Origin of the sequence: Dyella sp. SG562, from assembly GCF_011759495.1 — a bacterium.
Classification (GTDB): Bacteria; Pseudomonadota; Gammaproteobacteria; order Xanthomonadales; family Rhodanobacteraceae; genus Dyella_D; species Dyella_D marensis.
Window position 1 is genome coordinate 109,395 of record NZ_JAAOYS010000013.1, and the last position, 14,704, is coordinate 124,098.

Here is a 14,704-nt window from a genome sequence, read left to right on the forward strand (position 1 = left end):
CCTCAGATCGCGCCGGTCTTGCCGCCATCCATCGGGATGACCGCGCCGGTGACGTAGCTGGCCAGCGGCGATGCGAGGAACAACGCCACGTTCGCGATCTCCTCCGGCTCGGCGATGCGGCCCAGCGGAATCTCCTCCACCTGCGCGGCGAGCAGTTCGTCCTTCGACTTGCCGGTCGCGCGCGACGACGCTTCCAAGCCTTCCTGCACGCGTCCCGTGCGCGTCATGCCGGGGTTGATCACATTCACCCGCACGCCCTTGCCCGCATACGCCGTCGCATACCCCACCGAGGCCAGCATCAAGGCCGCATTCGCCGCGCCGCCGCCGATATGCACGGGATTGGCCTGCCGCCCGCCCTGCCCGACCACATTCACGATCGCCCCGCGCCCGCGCGCCGCCATGCGGCGGATCACCGGATCGATGGCATGCATATAGGTGAAGTACTTCGCCTGCATCGAGGCATGCAGGGCCTGGGCGTCCAGCTCCGCGGGCGGCGTGCGCCTGGCGGCGCCGGCGCAGTTGACCAGGACGTCGATCGGGCCGTGGTCGTCCTCGATGCGCTCCATCACCACCTGGGCGGCCACGCTGTCGGCGAGGTCGGCCGGTTCCACGTGCAGCGCCAGGCCCTGTTCCTGCAGCTGCCGGCGCGCGGCCTGCAGATGCTCCACCGAGCGCGAGATGCCCACCACCGTGGCCCCTTCGCGCAGAAAAGCGGCGGCACAGGCCAGCCCGATGCCCTTGCTTGCGCCCGTAATGACGACGACGCGCCCGGTAAGGCCCAGATCCATGCGCAAACTCCTGTGCTGGTGTCCGCTCATTGAAGCAGATGGCGCCGCCTGCGCCTTGTGACGGGCCTGATGTCTGTCATGTGCGATGGCTGATGGCCGCCGCTGCCGCCGGCTAAACCCCGGCGAGACCATAGGCATCGAAGGCTGGACCGCCCGCGGCGCGCACTCCGCGGCAGTCCAGCCAGCCCGGCCCGCCTTATAGGCCATCAGTCATGTTGCGATTTCAGCGATCGCCTATTGACGGGTCCAAATGTGGTGTTATAGTTCACTACAACACCGGTCCACGAGGTCACTAAAGGAGACCTGCCATGAAAGCGCCGAACCTGCTCGCCCTGACCGCCGCCGTCCTGCTGACCACCGCCGGCCTGGCCGCCGTGAACAACAACGTCAAGGTCCTGCCCGTCACCGAAATCAACGGGGTCAAGGTCATCAACCTGGCTCCGGTCGAAGTCCGCCCCACCGCCGAAGACATGCGCGCCGCCGCCCTGCTGGCCGACGCCGGCCTGGCCACCGCGACGGCCACCGTGGCGCCGGTCGCGGCCCATGCCGCCGAAAGCGGCGTCGCCCTGCTCGGGGCCCAGCTGGCCATGCCCTACTATTCGTTTGGCACCACGTTCGGCCGCATCACGAAGGATTAATCCATGACCATCACCTGGAACGACAGCGTCCCGATCTACCGCCAGCTGCGCGAACGCGTCGTGGCGATGATCCTGGACGGCGCCTTGAACGAGGGCGACCCGCTGCCGTCAGTGCGCCAGGTGGCCGCGGATTTTCAGATCAATCCGCTTACGGTCTCCAAGGCGTACCAGGAACTGGTCGACGATCAACTAGTGGAAAAAAGGAGGGGACTGGGAATGTTCGTGATCGATGGAGCCCGCGAGGCACTGCTTAAGTCCGAGCGCGAGCGGTTCCTGCGCGAAGAATGGCCCGCGCTGTTCGAACGCCTGCAGCGGCTGGGGCTGGATCTCAAGACCCTGATGACCGCGGCGGAGGCCAAGCAGTCATGAACGCCATCGTCTCCGCCAGCGGACTGCGCAAGCGCTACAAGAACACCACCGCCCTGGACGGCGTGGACTTCCGCATCGAGTCCGGCCGCATCGTCGGCCTGATCGGCCCCAACGGCGCCGGCAAGACCACTGCGCTGAAGGCCATCCTCGGGCTGACCGATTTCGAAGGGAAGCTGGACGTGCTCGGCTTCGATCCGCGCACCCAGCGCGACCGCCTGATGGAACAGGTGTGCTTCATCGCCGACGTGGCGGTGCTGCCGCGCTGGATCCGGGTGAGCGAGGCGGTGGATTTCGTCGCCAACGTGCACCCGCGCTTCGACCGCGCCAAGTGCGAAGCCTTCCTGGCGCGCACCAAGCTCACTCCGAATCAGCGCGTCAAGCAGATGTCCAAGGGCATGATCGTGCAGCTGCACCTGGCCCTGGTGATGGCGATCGACGCCCGCCTGCTGGTGCTGGACGAACCCACCCTCGGCCTGGACATCCTCTACCGCAAGCAGTTCTACCAGAGCCTGCTGGAGGATTACTTCGACGAGAACAAGACGATCATCGTCACCACCCACCAGGTGGAAGAGATCGAGCACATCCTCACCGACCTGATGTTCATCCGCGACGGCAAGATCGTGCTCGATGCCGACATGGATTCGGTCGGCGAGCGCTTCGCCGAAGTGATGGTCGGCGCGGACAAAGCCGACGCCGCCCGCCGCATGAAGCCGCTGGACGAGCGCCAGGTGTTCGGCAAGAGCATCTTCCTGTTCGACGGCGCGGACCGCGCCACGCTGGAAGCCATGGGCGAGGTACGCCGCCCGTCGGTCAGCGACCTGTTCGTCGCCACGATGAAAGGGACCTACGCATGAAAACCTTCTACTGGCAGGTAAAGCGCGAATTCTGGGAGAACCGCGGCGGCTTCCTGTGGGCCCCGATCGTGACGGGCGTGGTCTTCCTGGTGCTCAACGTGATGGCCATCGTCGCCGCCGAGGTGATGAGCGCCCGCCACGGCATCCAGATCGGCGGCAACAACTTCCGCGAGCTGATCGAGAAGGCCAGCGACGGCGACCTGGCCCAGGTGGGCGCGGCGCTGGACATGACCATGCTGTCCTCGATGGGGCTGATCACCATCGTGCTGGGCTTCGTGGTGTTCTTCTACTGCCTGGGTTCGCTGTACGACGACCGCCGCGACCGCAGCGTGCTGTTCTGGAAGTCGCTGCCGCTGTCCAACACCGGCACGGTGCTCTCGAAAGTGGCCAGCGCCGTGGTGCTCGCACCGGCCATCGCAGTCGTCGTCGGCATCGCGGTCGGGCTGCTGCAGCTGGTGATCTTCTCGCTGGTGCTGTCCTTCCACGGCATCAACATGTGGGAGCTGCTGACCCTGGCCCACCCGCTGCGCGCCGTCGCCTCGCTGCTCAGCTCCATCCCGGTGTATGCCCTGTGGGCGGCTCCCGCGGTGGGCTGGCTGATGCTCTGCTCGGCCTGGGCACGCAGCAAGCCCTTCCTGTGGGCGGTGGCCGCGCCGGTGGTGGCCGGCCTGATGGTGACCTGGTTCGGCATCATGGGCGTGTTCAACGAGACGGCCGTGTGGTTCTGGTCCAACATCGTGGCCCGCTCGCTGCTGAGCGTGTTCCCGGGTTCTCACTTCGCCCTGGATCGGCACTCCTTCCGCAGCATGTCCGGGGACCTGGGCGACGCCCACAACCCGCTGGCCCTGCTGTCGCCGGCGCAGACCTACGCCGTGCTGGGCTCGCCCAACCTGTGGATCGGTGTCGCGGCTGCGGTCGCCATGATCGCCGCGGCCATCTGGTTCCGCCGGGTCCGCGACGACAGCTGACCCAAGCTCCGCGGCGGCGGCGCCCAAGCCGCCGCCGCTCTCTTCCGCGCCATTCCATCCAGCTTCGACAGGAGTCACGCCATGAAGTACCGCTCGATCACCGCCGGCCTGCTCGCCGCCTCGCTCAGCCTCTCGCTGGCGGCCTGCGGCCAGGACGACCAGGCCGGCCAGGCCGACACCGGCGCGTCCAAGGGCGTGGCCGACGCGGCGAAGGAAGTGCAGCAGGCCACCTCGCCCTCGTTCATTGCCGCGCAGGTGCAGAAAGGCATCGACCAGGCCAAGCGCGAGCTGGTCACCAAGGACATCAACGTCAGCAGCGTGCATGTCGGCAAGGACAACGACCGCCACCAAGACGACACCAGCGGCCTGCCACGCGCGGTGATCACCCCGCAGGGCGACTTCGTCATCGCCGGCAAGACGGTGACCACCACGCCCGAGCAGCACACCCTGGTGGCCGATTACCGCCAGCACATCATCAGCATCGCCGAAGCCGGCATGGATATCGGCGCCAGCGGCGCGAGCCTGGGCACCAGCGCGGCCAAGGAAGCGATTTTCGGCGCGCTCACCGGCAAGAGCGACAAGGAAATCGAGGACCGCATCAAGCCGCAGACCGAACAGATCAAGGCCGCCGCGGCCAAGCTGTGCCTGCGCATGCCCGACCTGCTCGCTTCGCAGCAGAAGCTGGCCGCGGCGCTGCCGGAGTTTCGGCCGTACGCCACGATGACGCAGAAGGATGTGGAGGATTGCGGGAAGGACGACGACAAGAATTGAGCGAGGTGAAGCCCCTCTCCCACCGGGAGAGGGGTTGGGGTGAGGGTTCGGGCGGAGTGGTGAACATCATTCTTGCGCTCCGCCCGAACCCTCATCCGGCTGCCGCCACCTTCTCCCGGCGGGAGAAGGATTCGCTCTTGGGGATTGAGTCAGTAAGGGGGATTGCATGGATCGGTCAAGGAAGTCGTCGTTTGCTTCGGCGCTGCTGGCCGCCTGCCTGCTCGCCACTACCGCCCACGCCGACCCCACCCCCCTCCGCGGCCCCGCCCTGGACCAGGAAGTCGCCCGCCTCATGCAGGCCGCCCACGTGCCGGGCCTGGCGCTGGCGGTGATCGAGAACGGCAAGGTGGTGCATCTGAAGGCCTACGGCCAGCGCGACCTCGAACAGCAGCTGCCGCTCACCGTCGACACCGTGATGTACGCCGCCTCCATCACCAAGGCCGCGTTTACCTACGCCACGCTGAGCCTGGTCGACCAGGGCAAGCTCGATCTGGACACGCCGATCGACAAGCTGCTGCCCAAGCCCCTGCCCGACTACGACAAATACGCGGATCTGGCCGACGATCCGCGCTGGCGCAAGATCACCCCGCGCATGCTGCTCACCCATCGCGCCGGCTTTCCCAACTTCCGCAACTTCCCGCCGGGCGCCACCAGCTACGACCCGAACGGCAAGCTCAAGATCTACGCCGAACCCGGCAGCCGCTACGCCTATTCCGGCGAGGGCATCAACCTGATGCAGTTCGTGCTGGAACACGGCCAGGACGTCGACGTCGCCACGCTGATGCAGAAGCAATTGTTCGACCGTTTCGGCATGCGCCATACCTCCATGACCTGGCGCGCCGACTTCGCCGGCAACCTCGCCATCGGCTACGACGAGAACGGCAAGCCGCTGGGCCACAGGCAGCGCGGCAGCGTGCGCGCCGCCGGTTCCATGGACACCACCCCGCGCGACTATGCCCAGCTGCTGGCCGGCATGGTGCGCGCCGACGGCCTGGGTGCCAAGGCGCGCGCCGAGTGGCTGAAGCCGGTGCAGCGCATCCGGTCCGTCACCCAGTTCCCCACGCTGGACACCGCCACCACGCACGACAACGACGGCATCCGCCTGTCCACCGCGCTGGGCGTCACCGTATACCAGTCGCCGCGCGGCACCGCCTGGTTCAAGACCGGCCACGACGACGGCACCAACAACCTCGCCTTCTGCCTGCAAAACTCGCGCGATTGCGTGCTGATCATGAGCAACAGCTCGAATGCCGAAGGCCTGTACCTGTATCTGCTCGATGCCGCGCTGGGCCCCACCTGCTATCCGTGGTTCTGGGAAAGCGACGTGCCCTACGACCATCCGCAATGGCGCACGCCCGAGGCGCGCACGCAGCCGCATCCGCCGTGCGCGCCGGTAGGACGGGCGTCCTGAACACCCTCACTCAAGGAGCCAGGAAATCCACATGCTCAAGCGTCAACTGATCCCCGTGCTCGCCCTGTGCGTCCTCGCCGCCGGCTGCGAAAGCGGCAGCTATACCTCGACCGACCATGGCCGCATCACCCAGCGCCATGGCCTGATCCTGCTCAACGCGCAGGGGGCGCCGGAAGCCACCATCGACCAGGCCGGCGCGCTGAGCATCGACGGCAAGGACATCGGCATCGACGACCGCCAGCGCGAACTGCTGCGCCGCTATTACATCAGCGCCACGGCTATCCGCCAGCACGGCATCGAGACAGGCAAGGCCGGCGCCGCCATGGCCGGCGAAGCGCTCAAGGGCGTGGCCGAATCCGTCGCCGGCGACAAGGACAGCGTGGACAAGCGCGTGGAAGCGCAGACGCAGAAGATCACCGCCCAGGTGATGAAGATCTGCGACGACCTGGCGGACATCAAGGTCGCCCAGGACCAGCTGGCCACCAGCCTGCCGGCGTTCAAGCCGTATGCGGGGATCGTGGACGAGAAGTCCGTGACCGATTGCAGGAATGACGAAAAAACCGAGCGCAAGGACTGACACCCCGCCGCAACGACGTAGGTTGGGGTGAGCCAAAGGCGAACCCCAACATCGCCACGTTCGAACGTATCGAGATGTTGGGGTTCGCCTTTGGCTCACCCCAACCTACGCCGCAGGTAGTTGCCGCGGCGCTCAGCCGCCGCCTCCACCGCCGTGGATGCCGCCCTTGGTCAGCGCCATCGGATCGAGCAGCTTCTTCAGCTCTTCCTTCGGCAGCCCCGTGGTCTCCAGCGCCACGTCCAGAATCGGCCGCTTCTGCTTGTAAGCCTGCTTCGCCGTCGCCGCGCCCTTCTCATACCCGATCACCGGATTGAGCGCGGTCACCAGGATGGGGTTCTTGTCGAGCGCTTCCTTCACCCGCGGCGCATTCACCTTGAAGCCCGCAATGGCCTTATCCGCCAGCAGCACGCTCACGTTCGCCAGCAGGCCGATCGACTGCAGCAGGTTGTGCGCGATCAGCGGCAGCATCACGTTGAGCTGGAAATTGCCGGACTGGCCGCCGATGGTGATGGCCGCGTCGTTGCCGATCACCTGCGCCGCCACCATCGCGGTGGCTTCGGGAATCACCGGATTGACCTTGCCCGGCATGATCGACGACCCCGGCTGCAGCGCCGGCAGCTCGATCTCGCCCAGGCCCGCCAGCGGGCCGGAATTCATCCAGCGCAGGTCGTTGGCGATCTTCATCAGCGCCACCGCCAAGGCCTTCAACTGGCCGGACAGCTCCACCGCCGCGTCCTGCCCCGCCATGCCTTCGAAGTAATTGTCCGCCGCATCGAAGCGCACGCCGGTGAGCTTCTTCAGCTCGCGCGCGACTGCGGGGCCGAACTTCGGGTCCGCATTGATGCCGGTGCCTACCGCGGTGCCGCCCTGCGGCAGGCGGCGCATGCGCTTGATGCTGTCTTCGATGCGCTCGATGGCGCTGGCGATCTGCGCGGCCCAGCCGGAGAGTTCCTGGCCGAAGGTGACCGGCATGGCGTCCATCAGATGGGTGCGGCCAGTCTTGGGCACGTTGCGCAGTTCGCGCGCGCGGCGCTCGATCGCCTTCTTCAGGTGCTTGAGCGCCGGCAGCAACTGCTCGCTGGCGGTGAGCGTGGCGCTGACGTGGATGGCGGTGGGAATCACGTCGTTGGAGCTCTGCCCGTAGTTGACGTGGTCGTTCGGGTGCACCTTGGCGCCGGCCTTGCCGGCGACGTGGGCGATCACCTCGTTGGCATTCATATTGGTGCTGGTGCCCGAGCCGGTCTGGAACACGTCGATCGGGAACTGGTCGTCGTACTGCCCGTCCGCCACCGCCAGCGCGGCCTTGCGGATGGCCGCGGCCTGGTTCTTGCGCAGATGGCCCAGCCCCAGGTTCGCCTCGGCCGCGGCGGCCTTGATCAGGCCCAGCGCGCGGATGAAGGCGCGCGGCAGGCGCAGGCCGGAGATGGGGAAATTGTCCACGGCGCGCTGGGTCTGCGCGCCGTACAGCGCATCGGCGGGGACCTTGAGCTCCCCCATGCTGTCGTGTTCGATGCGGTACTGGCTCATGCCCTGGTTTCCTTCACGCTGGAGTGATCGAGCCACTATAGGCCCGCCCCCGTTAGGGCGGTGCCAAGCGGCGCCGCGGGCGGGACAGGCCCGGCCCGTTGTAAAATGCCGTTTTTCCTCTGCCGGATCGCCTCGATGTCTGCCCATGCCCTGACCGCCCTGTCCCCGCTGGACGGCCGCTACGCCAGCAAGGCGCAAGCCCTGCGCCCGATCTTCAGCGAGTACGGCCTGATGCACCGGCGCGTCCACGTCGAGATCGAATGGCTGCTGGCGCTGGCCGCCGATCCCGGCATCGCCGAGCTGCCGGCCTTCTCCGCCGCGCAGGTTGCCCAGCTGAAGGAGATTGCCGCGAAGTTCGGCGTCGAGGACGGCGAGCGCGTCAAGGCCATCGAAGCCACCACCAACCATGACGTGAAGGCGATCGAGTACTTCATCAAGGAGCGCATCGGCAACGACGCCGCCCTGGCCCAGGCCAAGGAGTTCGTGCACTTCGCCTGCACCAGCGAGGACATCAACAATCTTTCCTACGCCCTGATGCTGCGCGACGCCCGGCAGCAGGTGCTGCTGCCGGCCTTCGACGCGGTCATCGCCAAGCTGCGCGAACTGGCCCACGCCAACGCCGCGCTGCCGATGCTCTCGCGCACCCACGGCCAGACCGCCTCGCCCAGCACGCTCGGCAAGGAACTGGCCAACGTGGTGGCGCGCCTGGAGCGCCAGCGCGCGCAGCTGGCCGCGGTGGCCATCCCCGGCAAGATCAACGGCGCGGTGGGCAACTACAACGCGCACGCCATCGCCTATCCGGAACTGGACTGGCGCGCCTTCTCGCAGCGTTTCGTGCAGGGCCTGGGGCTGGACTACAACGCCTACACCACCCAGATCGAGCCGCACGACGGCGTGGCCGAATACTGCGACGCCGTGCGCCGCGCCAACATCATCCTGATCGACCTGGCGCGCGACGTGTGGGGCTATATCTCGCTGGGCTATTTCAAGCAGGCGCTGAAGGCCGGCGAGGTGGGCTCGTCCACCATGCCGCACAAGGTCAACCCGATCGACTTCGAAAACGCCGAAGGCAATTTCGGCCTGGCCAATGCCTTGCTCGGCCACTTCGCCGAGAAACTGCCGATCAGCCGCTGGCAGCGCGACCTCACCGACTCCACCGTGCTGCGCGCCCTGGGCACCGCCTTCGGCCACACCCTGGTGGCGCTGGAATCGCTGCAGAAGGGCCTGGGCAAGCTCAACGTCAACGCCGACCGCATCGCCTCGGACCTGGACGCCGCCTGGGAAGTGCTGGCCGAAGCCGTGCAGACCGTGATGCGCCGCTACGGCCTGCCGGAGCCGTACGAGCAGCTGAAGGCGCTGACCCGCGGCCAGGGCATCACCAAGGAGTCGATGCGCGCATTCATCGCCGGGCTGGACCTGCCGGCGGAGGCGAAGCAGCGTTTGATGGAGCTGACGCCGGGCGGCTATATCGGCCTGGCGGAGCCGCTCGCTCGCGAGATCTGAGCGCGTTCGTTTTCCGCATGAAGAAAAGGGGCGCGTGATCCGCGCCCCTTTTTCATGGCCTCAGGCCGCTTTCTTCAGGCCTTCGGCTTCCAGCGCCGTCTGCACCGCGGGGCGCTCCGCCACGCGCTTCTGGAAATCCAGCAGCGCCGGGAATTCCGACAGGTCCAGCGCCACGTGCCTGGCCCAGTTGGTGACCGTGAACAGGTAGGCATCCGCCACGGTGAAGCGGTCGCCCACCAGCCACGGGTGCTGGGCCAGGCGCTCTTCCAGCAGGCGGTAGCGCTTGCGCAGGTATTCCTTGCGCTCCTCGCGCACCACGTCCGGCGTTTCCGGCTTGAACAGCGGCGAGTAGGTCTTGTGCAGCTCGGAGTTGATGTAGCCAAGCATTTCCTGCAGGCGGTAGCGCGCGGTGGTGCCGTTGGCCGGGGCCAGGCCGCTTTCCGGCTTGAGGTCCGCCAGGTACTGCACGATGGCCGGGCCTTCGGTCAGCAGCTCGCCGTCGTCCAGCGTCAGCGCCGGCACATAGCCCTTGGGGTTGATCAGCCAGTAGTCCTGGTCGCTGGCCGTGCGCTTGGCCTTGGTGTCGACCTTCACCAGCTCGACCGGAATTCCGGCTTCCAGCGCGACGATATGCGGCGACAGCGAACAGGCACCGGCGGCGTAGTAGAGCTTCATGGCGATCCTCCTTGGATGGAACGGGTGGGGTAAGACGGCCATCGTAGCCAGCCATGGTTACTGTTGGATACCACCTGGCCGGGGGCAGCCCCTAAAATCCGGTATCTCGCCAGTTACCGGTACCGCGCCATGGGCCTGCCCGTCCGCAAGAACAAAGTGATGCCGCCGCCGGCGTGTCCGCTCAGCGAAGTGCTGGGACTGCTGCGCGGGGCGTGGGCGCCGAATGTGGTGTGGTTGCTGAGCGGGGAGCCGCGGAGGTTCGGGGAACTGCGGCATGACATGCCGAAGATTTCGGCGCGGGTGTTGAGTGCGCGGTTGCGGGAGCTGGAGTCGCGCGGCCTGGTGATGCGCACCGTGCTGGAGACGTCGCCACCGTCGGCGGAGTATGCGTTGACGCCGTTGGGCAGGGAGTTGCTGCCGGCGATCGATGCGTTGGCTGATGTGGGGAAGAAGCTGATTGCCGAATGGGGCGGGCCTCATCGGTAGAACTCTTCTCCCCTCCGGGGAGAAGATGCCGGCAGGCAGATGAGGGGTCGCTCTAGCCACGGTTTCTCTACGAAGCGAAGAAAAGCTTTGAAGGCTTTCCCGACCCTCCGCTCACCGCTCCGACCGGCCCCTCACCCCAGCCCTCTCCCCGGAGGGGAGAGGGGGTAGGTTGTCGGGGCGTGGGGTTATTCGACCTCGTCCGAACCCTCATTGACGCCCTCGAACAGGAACGTCGACAGATACCGCTCGCCCGTATCCGGCAGCATCGCCAGCAGCACCGAACCTTCCGGCGCATCCTTCGCCACCTGCAGCGCTGCGGCCAGCGTGGCGCCGGAGGAAATGCCCACGAAGATGCCTTCCTGCTGCGCCAGCGCGCGCGCGGTGTCGCGCGCCACCACGTCGTCCACCGGCAGGATCTGCTGCGCCACCTCGCGGTTGAGCACCTTCGGCACGAAGTCCGGCGTCCAGCCCTGGATCTTGTGCGGCTGCCATTCCTTGCCGCTCAGCAGCGAGGCGCCGGCCGGTTCGCTGGCGATCACCTTCACTTCCGGACGCGCCACCTTCAGCACCTCGCCCACGCCGGTGAGCGTGCCGCCGGTGCCCCAGCCGGTGACGAAGTAATCCAGCCGGCGGCCGGCGAAATCGCGCAGGATTTCCGCGGCCGTGGTGCTGCGGTGATAGGCCGGATTGGCGGGATTCTCGAACTGGCTGGCCAGGAACCAGCCGTGCTTGTCCGCCAGCTCCTTGGCCTTGCGCACCATGCCGCTGCCGCGCTCGGCGGCGGGGGTCAGCAGCACCTTGCCGCCGTAGGCGCGGATCAGCTTGCGCCGCTCGATCGAGAAGGTCTCGGTCATCACCGCCACGAACGGATAGCCGCGCGCCGCGCACACCGCCGCCAGCGCCACGCCGGTATTGCCGGAGGTGGCCTCGATCACCGTCTGCCCGGGCTTGATGGTGCCGCGCGCCTCGGCGTCCAGGATGATGGCCAGGGCCAGGCGGTCCTTCACCGAACCTGCCGGATTGAACGCTTCCACCTTTACGTAAAGCTCGACGTGCTTCGGCGCCAGCCGGTGCAGTTTCACGACCGGGGTCTTGCCGATGGTGTCGAGGATGCTGTCGTAGATCATGAAAGGCTCCAGGCGAGGATGGAAAGGACGTGGGCGGGTCGGCGCATAGTGCGCCCTTCGCGGTGAAATTTTGCGTCAGGCGCGCCGGGCCAGGGGCGTTTCGGCCACCGACGATGCATCAATTTCGGAACAGTCGCCGACAGGAGGCGCGCCGAACCAGGCCAGCTCCCGGGCCAGCGCCGCTACCTCGCCCAGGATCAGCAAGGCCGGCGAGCGCACCTCATGCGCTGTCGCCAGCTGCTGCAACCGGGCCAGCGTGCCGGTGACCACGCGCTGCTTCAGGCGCGAGCCGTTCTCCACCAAGGCGAACGGCGTGCTTGCCGCGCGTCCATGGGCGAGCAGCTGTTCCTGCACGGTACCGAGTTCGCTGACACCCATGTACACCGCCAGCGTCTGCCGCTCGCGCGCCAGCGCGGGCCAGTCCAGCGTGTCGTGGGAACCGCGGCAATGCGCGGTGAGGAAACGCACCGACTGCGCATGCTCGCGATGGGTCAGCGGCACGCCCGCATAGGCGGCGCAGGCCAGCGCGGCGGTGATGCCGGGTACCACTTCGTAAGGCACGCCGTGGGCGCGCAGATGTTCCAGTTCCTCGCCGCCGCGGCCGAACACGAAGGGATCGCCGCCTTTCAGGCGCACCACGCGGCGGCCTTGCTGCGCGTGTTCGAGCAGCAAGGCGTGGATGCGTTCCTGGGTGACGTGGTGGTTGCCGGCTTCCTTGCCCACTTCGATGCGCTCGGCATCGCGGCGTGCCAAGGCCAGCACTTCGGCGGCGACGAGGCGGTCGTAGAGGATCACGTCCGCTTCCTGCAATGCGCGCAGGCCACGCAGCGTCAGCAGGCCCGGATCGCCCGGGCCGGCACCGACCAGCACGACGCTGCCGACGCTTTGCGTCACGGCGCCGGCAAGCGCGCGCTCCGCTTCGGCCTCCGCCTGCTCCGGCTGCGCGCGGCGCAGCAGCTGCAGCACGGGGCCGGCGAACAGCTGCTCGTAGAAGCGGCGGCGCGCACCGAGATCCGGCAGGCGTGCGCGGATTTTCCCGCGCAGGCGTGCGGCCAGCGCGGCGAGCGGACCCAGCGCGGGATCCAGCAGGCTTTCCAGCCCTTCGCGCAGCAGCCGCGCCAGCACCGGCGCGGTGCCGCCGCTGGAAATCGCGATGGTCACCGGATCGCGGTCGATCACCGCGGGCACGTGGAAGCTGCATAGCTCCGCATCGTCCACCACGTTGACGAACAGCCGGCGCTTTTCCGCCAGCGTGGCGATGCGGCGGTTGAGCAAGGGTTCGCCGGTGGCCGCGATCACCAGCCAGCACCCGTCCAGCCAGGCCTGTTCGAAGCCGTCCAGGCGCAGCTCGATCCGGCCCGCCGCCGCCCAGGCCTGCAGGTTTTCCGTCGCCGCCAGCGCACCCACGGTCACCGCCGCGCCGGCTTCGAGCAGCGCCGCCGCCTTGCGTTCGGCCACTGCGCCCCCGCCGACCACCAGCACGCGGCGGCCGGCGAGATCGGCAAACAGCGGGTACAGCTTCATGGGCATCGCACCATCGACAAGGAAATAACGACGCTAGGCGGGGCCGCGCAGCCGGGCAAATGATTTGTCCTTGGCCGCTCATGCCGCGCGGTTATGTGGCAGCTCCCGTTTTCGGCATAAGACCCCGCCCGCGCATTGACGCCATCATTAAACGGATGTATAGACGTCTAAATGACGACCGCGAGCCACGCCACCGACGCCCTGCCCTCCGGCCTCCCGGCCGGCGCCGGTCCGTGCCGTCCCGCCATCACGCGATGTACCCCTGCAGCGCCCGCAAGCCAGTCCACCCGACCTGCCCGCTCCAGGATGCCCTCGCATGACCCTCACGCAACTGCGCTATCTCGTCGCCATCGCCGACGCCGGCCTCAACATCACGCTGGCCGCCGAGCGCGTGCACGCCACCCAGCCCGGACTCAGCAAGCTGCTCAAGCAGCTTGAGGACGAACTCGGCTTCCAGCTGTTCCACCGCAAGGGCCGCAGCCTCGATTCGATCACCCACGCCGGCAGCCACGTGCTGGAGCGCGCGCGCACGATCCTGGCCGAGGCCACCAATATCCGCTCCATCGCCGCCAACCTGCGCAACGAATCGCGCGGCACGCTGCGCGTAGCCACCACCCATACCCAGGCGCGCTTCGCCCTGCCCGGCGCGGTGGCCGCGCTCACCCGCCAATACCCGCAGGTCAGCGTGCATCTGCTGCCGTCCACCGATGCCGACGTGATCGGCCTGCTCGAAGGCGGCCACGTGGACCTGGCCATCGTCAGCAGCTCGGGCGGCGCCCCCTCCGGCAGCGGCATCGCCCTGCCCGCCTATCGCTGGAACCGCGTGGCGATGGTGCCGCACCGGCATGCGCTGGCGAGGCTGGAACGGCCGCCGACGCTGGACGAACTGGCGGCGTATCCGCTAGTGAGCTACGACTCCTCCTTGAAGCCCGGCTCTTCGCTGGCGCGCGCCTTCCACGCGGCCAACCTGCATCCGCAAATCGCCATGACGGCGAGCGATGCGGACCTGATCAAGACCTATGTGCGCGCCGGCGTCGGCATCGGCGTGCTGGCGGAGATGGCGGTGCAGCCGGACGACCAGGATCTGCGCGCCTTGCCGGCGGACCATCTGTTCGCGCCGTGCACGACGTGGATCGTGCTGCGGAAGGAAAGCGTGCTGCGGGAGTTTGCGCTGGAATTTATCGGGTTGTTTGCGCCGCAGCTGGAGCGGCGGGCGGTGAGCCGCGCGCTGGCGAGCGGCGGGGCGACGCATTGGCCGGCGGTGCCGCACTGGCGGGAACGAGTCGTAGATTGAGCGAGCCTGCCTAATGAAACTCTTCTCCCCGCCGGGGAGTACGCGGGGAGCGCACATGGATGTGCGCGGCTTTGAGGAGCGAGGAAGATGCCGGCAGGCAGATGAGGGGTCGCTCTAGCGACAGTTTTTCTACAAAGCGAAGAAAAGCTTTAAGGCTTTCTCGCCCATCAGCTCACGACTCCGCCCGGCCCC

At 67.5% G+C, this 14,704-nt stretch carries 15 protein-coding genes; 10 read left to right on the forward strand and 5 right to left on the reverse strand.

Annotated elements, in window-relative coordinates:
- Positions 1-2 precede the first annotated feature (2 nt).
- Positions 3-788, reverse strand: a complete 786-nt coding sequence (locus tag FHW84_RS19890) for an SDR family oxidoreductase (RefSeq protein ID WP_167257725.1) — start codon at positions 786-788, stop codon at positions 3-5.
- A gap of 308 nt (positions 789-1,096) precedes the next feature.
- Here FHW84_RS19890 and FHW84_RS19895 point away from each other — a divergent pair, with 308 nt between their 5' ends.
- From FHW84_RS19895 to FHW84_RS19925, 7 genes are all read left to right on the forward strand, one after another.
- Complete coding sequence (locus FHW84_RS19895; protein WP_167257726.1) at positions 1,097-1,426, forward strand: hypothetical protein; 330 nt, start codon at positions 1,097-1,099, stop codon at positions 1,424-1,426.
- A 3-nt stretch (positions 1,427-1,429) separates the two neighbouring features.
- Positions 1,430-1,795: a GntR family transcriptional regulator gene (locus FHW84_RS19900; RefSeq protein ID WP_167257727.1), complete on the forward strand. Its 366-nt coding sequence runs from the start codon at positions 1,430-1,432 to the stop codon at positions 1,793-1,795.
- Complete coding sequence (locus FHW84_RS19905; protein WP_167257728.1) at positions 1,792-2,649, forward strand: ABC transporter ATP-binding protein; 858 nt, start codon at positions 1,792-1,794, stop codon at positions 2,647-2,649. The genes FHW84_RS19900 and FHW84_RS19905 overlap by 4 nt, the downstream gene beginning before the upstream one ends.
- Positions 2,646-3,617 carry a hypothetical protein gene (locus FHW84_RS19910; RefSeq protein ID WP_167257729.1) on the forward strand — a complete coding sequence of 324 codons (972 nt, stop codon included), beginning with the start codon at positions 2,646-2,648 and terminating at the stop codon, positions 3,615-3,617. Before FHW84_RS19905 ends, FHW84_RS19910 begins: the two co-directional genes overlap by 4 nt.
- A gap of 81 nt (positions 3,618-3,698) precedes the next feature.
- Positions 3,699-4,388 carry a YggN family protein gene (locus FHW84_RS19915; RefSeq protein ID WP_167257730.1) on the forward strand — a complete coding sequence of 230 codons (690 nt, stop codon included), beginning with the start codon at positions 3,699-3,701 and terminating at the stop codon, positions 4,386-4,388.
- A gap of 166 nt (positions 4,389-4,554) precedes the next feature.
- Positions 4,555-5,799: a serine hydrolase domain-containing protein gene (locus tag FHW84_RS19920; protein WP_167257731.1), complete on the forward strand. Its 1,245-nt coding sequence runs from the start codon at positions 4,555-4,557 to the stop codon at positions 5,797-5,799.
- A gap of 31 nt (positions 5,800-5,830) precedes the next feature.
- Positions 5,831-6,376 carry a DUF2884 family protein gene (locus FHW84_RS19925; protein WP_167257732.1) on the forward strand — a complete coding sequence of 182 codons (546 nt, stop codon included), beginning with the start codon at positions 5,831-5,833 and terminating at the stop codon, positions 6,374-6,376.
- A 132-nt stretch (positions 6,377-6,508) separates the two neighbouring features.
- Here FHW84_RS19925 and FHW84_RS19930 read toward each other — a convergent pair whose 3' ends face one another.
- On the reverse strand, positions 6,509-7,903 hold the full coding sequence (locus tag FHW84_RS19930; RefSeq protein WP_167257733.1) for a class II fumarate hydratase: 1,395 nt from the start codon (positions 7,901-7,903) through the stop codon (positions 6,509-6,511).
- Between the two features lie 135 nt (positions 7,904-8,038).
- On the opposite strand from FHW84_RS19930, the gene purB reads away from it, so the two are divergent.
- Positions 8,039-9,406, forward strand: coding sequence for an adenylosuccinate lyase (purB, locus tag FHW84_RS19935; protein ID WP_167257734.1), 1,368 nt, complete (start codon positions 8,039-8,041; stop codon positions 9,404-9,406).
- A gap of 60 nt (positions 9,407-9,466) precedes the next feature.
- Here the strand turns inward: purB and gstA are convergent, their stop codons facing one another.
- A complete protein-coding gene (gene gstA / locus FHW84_RS19940) occupies positions 9,467-10,081 on the reverse strand; it encodes a glutathione transferase GstA (RefSeq protein ID WP_167257735.1) in 615 nt (204 codons plus the stop codon).
- Positions 10,082-10,210: 129 nt separating this feature from the next.
- Here gstA and FHW84_RS19945 point away from each other — a divergent pair, with 129 nt between their 5' ends.
- Positions 10,211-10,567 (forward strand): helix-turn-helix domain-containing protein, encoded by a 357-nt coding sequence (locus FHW84_RS19945; protein ID WP_167257736.1) that lies wholly within the window; start codon positions 10,211-10,213, stop codon positions 10,565-10,567.
- A gap of 185 nt (positions 10,568-10,752) precedes the next feature.
- Here FHW84_RS19945 and cysK read toward each other — a convergent pair whose 3' ends face one another.
- A complete protein-coding gene (cysK, locus tag FHW84_RS19950; RefSeq protein WP_167257737.1) occupies positions 10,753-11,694 on the reverse strand; it encodes a cysteine synthase A in 942 nt (313 codons plus the stop codon).
- Positions 11,695-11,769: 75 nt separating this feature from the next.
- A complete protein-coding gene (cysG, locus tag FHW84_RS19955; RefSeq protein ID WP_167257738.1) occupies positions 11,770-13,218 on the reverse strand; it encodes a siroheme synthase CysG in 1,449 nt (482 codons plus the stop codon).
- A 316-nt stretch (positions 13,219-13,534) separates the two neighbouring features.
- Between cysG and FHW84_RS19960 the strand changes: the two genes are divergently transcribed.
- On the forward strand, positions 13,535-14,512 hold the full coding sequence (locus tag FHW84_RS19960) for a LysR substrate-binding domain-containing protein (RefSeq protein ID WP_167257739.1): 978 nt from the start codon (positions 13,535-13,537) through the stop codon (positions 14,510-14,512).
- The last annotated feature ends 192 nt before the right edge of the window (positions 14,513-14,704 follow it).